General features: G+C 43.3%; 6 protein-coding genes. 2 read left to right on the top strand and 4 right to left on the bottom strand.

The features are described from left to right. Positions 1-240 (top strand): ComEA family DNA-binding protein (locus PX481_RS17100; RefSeq protein WP_288095139.1); only part of this gene is annotated, 240 nt, incomplete at its 5' end. Between the two features lie 41 nt (positions 241-281). On the opposite strand, the gene PX481_RS17095 is transcribed toward PX481_RS17100, so the two are convergent. The 3 genes from PX481_RS17095 to PX481_RS17085 all read right to left on the bottom strand — a co-directional run bounded on the left by PX481_RS17095 (position 282) and on the right by PX481_RS17085 (position 1,787). Further along, on the bottom strand, positions 282-593 hold the full coding sequence (locus PX481_RS17095) for an MgPME-cyclase complex family protein (RefSeq protein ID WP_002783106.1): 312 nt from the start codon (positions 591-593) through the stop codon (positions 282-284). 67 nt (positions 594-660) lie between these two features. Then, complete coding sequence (locus PX481_RS17090; protein WP_216628908.1) at positions 661-1,383, bottom strand: pyridoxine 5'-phosphate synthase; 723 nt, start codon at positions 1,381-1,383, stop codon at positions 661-663. Positions 1,384-1,442: 59 nt separating this feature from the next. Beyond that, the gene (locus PX481_RS17085) at positions 1,443-1,787 is read right to left on the bottom strand and encodes a YbaB/EbfC family nucleoid-associated protein (RefSeq protein WP_002761406.1); all 345 of its coding nucleotides are present in this window, start codon (positions 1,785-1,787) and stop codon (positions 1,443-1,445) included. A 263-nt stretch (positions 1,788-2,050) separates the two neighbouring features. Here PX481_RS17085 and PX481_RS17080 point away from each other — a divergent pair, with 263 nt between their 5' ends. Next, positions 2,051-3,247: a DUF4377 domain-containing protein gene (locus PX481_RS17080; RefSeq protein ID WP_288095137.1), complete on the top strand. Its 1,197-nt coding sequence runs from the start codon at positions 2,051-2,053 to the stop codon at positions 3,245-3,247. Between the two features lie 361 nt (positions 3,248-3,608). Here the strand turns inward: PX481_RS17080 and PX481_RS17075 are convergent, their stop codons facing one another. Further along, entirely contained in the window at positions 3,609-4,385 is a 777-nt protein-coding gene (locus tag PX481_RS17075) for a slr1353 family protein (protein ID WP_288095135.1), read from the bottom strand. Positions 4,386-4,637 lie beyond the last annotated feature (252 nt).

Here is a 4,637-nt window from a genome sequence, read left to right as displayed (position 1 = left end):
TACAATGCACAGCAAAGCAAAGGATTAAGCCGCCATCACTACTACCGAATCACCACCATTAATTTAAACACCGCCACAAAAGAAGAATTAGATACTTTACCCGGTATCAGTGGCAAATTAGCCGAAAAAATTATCGCAGCCCGGCAACAAAAACCCTTTACTTCCCTAGAAGATTTGGATCGAGTATCGGGAATCGATCAGGGAAAAATTAACAAACTGCAAGGCAAAGTCAGCTGGTGATGATCGCCTCGTCTGCCTTTTTTGCCACAGACAAAAAAGGGTTATTTTAACGGTTCGGGAATAGTATCGGAAGGAGCTTCAAACTGTCCGGTAATAACGTATTCTAGACGCAATTTTAGCCAAGTAATAAACTGTTGGTTGAGAGAAACAATTGCCGCTGCTGGTTGGGGAGTTTTCTTTTTGATATCGGCAAAAGCGGGAGTATCTAAAAAAGCTGGATTGGCAATTAACCAAAAATCAATTTCTTGACCTTTTTCTTGATAATTCCTGATTCTTTCCTTCAAAACTTCCTTTTCGATCGCTTCTTCTTCTAAAAACTTTTGACTGGCTACCAAATAATAATAAGTTGTCATCATCTTTCCTTTAATTTTTCAGTGTAATTGTTCGTTAGTCGGGAGATTAGCTGATAGCTGATGGCTTTTACAATTGTCCACGCATAGCCAATTTCATTTCCCTAACAGCCCGTTCCAACCCGACCAAAACCGCACGACTGATAATTGTGTGACCAATGTTCAATTCTTCCATATTGGGCAAACAGGCGACGGCATAAACATTCCAATAGGTCAAACCGTGACCAGCATTCACCCGCAAACCCAGAGAGGAAGCGTATTCACAACCTTCTTTAAGAATTGTTAACGATGCTTGACGCTCGCTCTCCTGTTGTGCTTCGGCGTATTGACCGGTATGGAGTTCAATAAATTTCGCTCCCGTATTAGCGGCCGCTTGAATTTGGGCAAAATCGGCATCAATAAACCAACTAACGGGGATATTAGCCGCTTGCAGGCGCTCTACAACCCGACAAAAACGGTCAAAATTGCCCAGCATATCGATCCCCCCTTCCGTGGTCACTTCCTGGCGCTTTTCGGGGACAAGGGTGACATAATCGGGTTTAATATCGAGAGCAATGGCGATCATTTCCTCCGTCGGGGCCATTTCCAGATTCAGATGAGTCCGCACCGTTTGCCGGAGAATCCGCACATCGCGATCTTGGATATGACGACGATCCTCGCGCAAGTGAACGGTAATGCCATCAGCACCACCGATTTCGGCCAAAACTGCCGCCGCCACGGGATCCGGTTCCACGGTGCGGCGCGCTTGGCGAATTGTGGCCACATGGTCGATATTGACACCCAAAGTCAGCAAAGTTGAACCTCCTTGTTTGTTAGTCCAACTTTCCATCTTACCATTGCCGTCAAAAGCGATTACATACTGGGGATATTTAAACCACTGGTCAGTTCTTCCATTTTGCTGCGCATGGTTTCCGTGGAGGCACTATAGGCGACTTTCATGGCTTCTAGAATAGACCCAGCCACAATCTCCAGATCTTGGGAGAGGAGAGCCGGATCGATTTCAATCCCCCGGGGTTCTTGGTTGCCACTGAGATAGACTGTCACCAAGCCATTTTCACTCTGGCCGGGAATTTCCATATTTTCCAGTTCTTCTTGCAGAACTTTGGCCCCTTGTTGCACCTGTTGCGCTTTTTGGAAAGCGTCTTGTAATTCTTTAATCTTACCGAGACCGAATCCGAATCCTTGTCCTTGTGCCATGATGTTTTTTTTGTTTAAGGGGTCACTCAAGGTTTTTATTGTACTGCTTAAGGTGAACTGGGGTCAACTTTTGGCCATTTGAGGGCAAAAAGTGATTATTGACAACGATGACTTTCTGACTGGGTTAAGGTTTGAGGGAACTTGTTCTCTCTTCATCCGTCACGGGATGGTCAGAAAGAGAAATCCGAAAAATTATCCTAACCACTCAGTCGATTACCCCACGCCATAATACAATTGTTGCTTTGACGAGGAGAATAGCAATTTTGAACGCCAAAAAAACGGGAATTTTCTTGACAATTGCCCTAAGTTGTGCTTTAGCGGGGAAAGCAGCGATCGCTAATACTTCCCCTTTGGAGGGGACTCGATGGAAACTAAGGGGGTGGACAGCCGGAAGTTTGGTCAAAGAAACGGAAATTACTGCCGCTTTCCAGAAAAATATCCTCAGTGGTTCGGCCGGATGCAACCAGTATAATACCGGCTATCAAGTCAATAATGGCACGTTCCAGATCAACCAAGCGATCGCTACTACCAAAAAAGCTTGTCCGGAACCGCAGATGAAACAAGAAAATCAATATCTGGCCGCCTTGCAAGGAGTGGAACAATTCCAAGTGACAGCTAAAGGCGATTTACAGTTATTTTATCGTACTCCCGAAGGTTTAGGAATCCTCACTTTTACCCCCGCACCGACCACCACGCGCACGGAAAAGACAATTTATATCAATTCTAGGAAACAACCCTGTAGCCAAGGACCAACCAAAGACTGTTTACAGATACGAGAAAAACCAGAGGAAAACTGGAGATTGTTCGCCAATAGTATCGAGGGATTTGATTATAAACCGGGATTTTTCTATCAAATTAAAGTTAGCGTTGAAACCGTCTCCAATCCAGCTACTAATCAAAATTCGGAAACATGGAAGCTATTAGAAGTTATTAGCCAAACCCCAGAAAAAGAGACTCCGCGAGCTTGGTTTGATCGACCGTTAACTAATTGGAATAAAGCCAAGGCACCTATCCCCAAATCTCCCGTTAAAACCGTGATTGATAACCAGTGTCGTGAACAGGTTCGTCCGGCAATTACTGCCAATGATCAAGCACTTAATAAAGCAGGATGGTTACTGTACGGGTCCGTGCAAACCTATGGTAAAACTAGCGTTATTTCGGCCATGAGTGGAGTGGATGGAATGTGCCGACCAATGGGTTATCAAGACTTTGTTTTTGTCGATGGTAAATTCGCTGGCACTCTTTCCCCGCGACCGATGGATTCCCGCACTGATGGTGCATCTCAGAGAATTGTTTTACAAAATAGCGATCGAATTATTGTGGTTTTTAATCGCTATAAAGATACGGATCCTCTCTGTTGTCCTTCCCAATTAAGTCGCGTTATTTATCAAATCGAAACAGTCAGCGGAGTGCCAGTTGTTGTTCCCAAAGAAGCAGAAACAGAAGCAGTGAGAAACTAATTCAGTTATCAGTTATCAGTTATCAGTTATCAGTTATCAGTTATCAGTGAGATAGGGAGATAGGGAGATAGGGAGATAGGGAGATAGGGAGATAGGGAGATAGGGAGATAGGGAGATAGGGAGATAGGGAGAAAAAGACTGGCAGCTAATAGCTTACTTTTTTATTATATCTCCCGCAAAAGTGAGTTTTTAATCGCAGATGCTATTAAAGTCCTTAATTTAAGGATTTTTACAGAAAAAGATCGCTTTTCTACTGCTAGAAAATAATCTATTTCTTTCTGCTTCTCCTGACTCGGAGAATACTGGCTCGGAGACTTCTCACTTAACGGAAGATTTTTGATTTATGCAGCAGGTTTAGTGATTAGGCACTGATACTAGATAAGTAGTTATAGAATTCTAATAACTCCTCATTAGTTAGCAGTAAACGGGACTTTTTGCCATAGGTAGAAATCAGGTATTCCCGACCTTTTTCTGTGGTCCAAGCTAATCGTTTCATCTCCACATCAATTTTAGTTTTAAGAACTGAATAATCGATTTCTTCGGGAATAACAACAACTGGTTCCGGTTCTGGGGGTTCTTCTTCGGTTAAACTCGCTTCTTCTGGCAATTCTGATAATAAGGAGTAATTATCGGTTTCCATTTCTAATAATAAAGGCTCTGGTTCTGGTAAAGGAATATCCTTAACTTGGGGTAATTCCGGTTCAATTTTAGCTGGGGGAATATCCTTAACTTGGGGTAATTCCGGTTCAATTTTAGCTGGGGGAATATCCTTAACTTGGGGTAATTCCGGTTCAATTTTAGCTTCAGGACGAGGTATTTCAGTGACTTTAGGCGTTTTGGTCGATTTTTTGGCACTAGCGACGGGTTTAGGTAAATCTTCTGGTAGAGAAATATTATTGGGGCTGACTTTTTCCACAAGCTGGAGATCGGGGGTGCTTTCAGCCTCTAAAAGCAGTAAAGCTCGTTCTCTGGCTCTATCTTCGGCGATTTCCACCGTATCTGCCGCAGCTAAACCTGTAACGACCGTTTTTCCCTCAATTTCGACGATCGCTTTCACAATATACTTGCCGTGATCGATTTGAACTAACTCACTAATCAGGGCAACTTGGGGGTAACGTTGGCGTAACTTTTGCAACATGGTGACTTTTTCGAGTTCTTTTGTACTTATATTAGAATACTCTATCGCAATTATGGAAAAATGTAGCAAGTTCTTGCTAAGATTAAAGGTTAGATAAAATTTTCAGTTCTAGGATTAGCCTTGCCCACAGCAACAAGATTCTACTAGGCTGAAGCTTCTGCCAGAAAGACTAGCGATCGCCGAAAAGTTTGCCGGTGTTCGCTATTGGCTTATACTAACGAAGGCTTCGATAATTCTCAGGGTAGGTTCGGG

It is taken from the genome of Microcystis sp. M53603_WE2, assembly GCF_030065435.1.
The sequence above is the reverse complement of the archived record's forward strand: the minus strand, read 5'-3'. Positions and strand labels throughout refer to the sequence as shown.